This is a genomic window from Staphylococcus sp. GDY8P126P (genome assembly GCF_017891965.1).
GTDB classification, from domain to species: domain Bacteria; phylum Bacillota; class Bacilli; order Staphylococcales; family Staphylococcaceae; genus Staphylococcus; species Staphylococcus saprophyticus.
Map to the genome: position 1 here is coordinate 1731 of NZ_JAESKG010000035.1, position 497 is coordinate 2227.

Sequence of the window (497 nt, forward strand, 5' to 3'; positions counted from 1 at the left end):
GATAACATGAATGGTAATATGAACCAAAAAGATATGTCTATGAACCATAATATGGATAACATGAACCAACAAGCAATGATGCCTTATTATAATTATACGGGTTATACAACATATGATGGTGATTTCACTCAAGATTATAATTTTGTAAGAGCATTAAAACACGATAATGTTATGATTGATGGATACAAAGTTAACACAGCAGCTGCGGATAAAGACGTTGCTACAAGTAAAAAATTGGATGACACAATGGTGGATATGAACAAAGATGGACAAGTCGTTCATATCACTTTCGATACTAAGAAACATGTAGTAAGTAAAGATATGTTCAAGAAAGAGCATATGTCTAATCACATGTCTGATGAAGGTCAAATAGAAAACGGATCATATATGACTTACGAAACAAACAACGGTATGTACAAAGCCTTTTTCGATAAGCAAGGTTATTTAATGAAAGTAATGATTAGTTAATATTCAATAACATCATAAAAAAGGACCTC

General features: G+C 31.4%; 1 protein-coding gene. It reads left to right on the plus strand.

The genetic code is table 11. The features are described from left to right. Positions 1-468 (plus strand): immunodominant staphylococcal antigen IsaB family protein (gene isaB, locus KA893_RS13840; RefSeq protein ID WP_481906301.1); only part of this gene is annotated, 468 nt, incomplete at its 5' end. Positions 469-497: the final 29 nt, after the last annotated feature.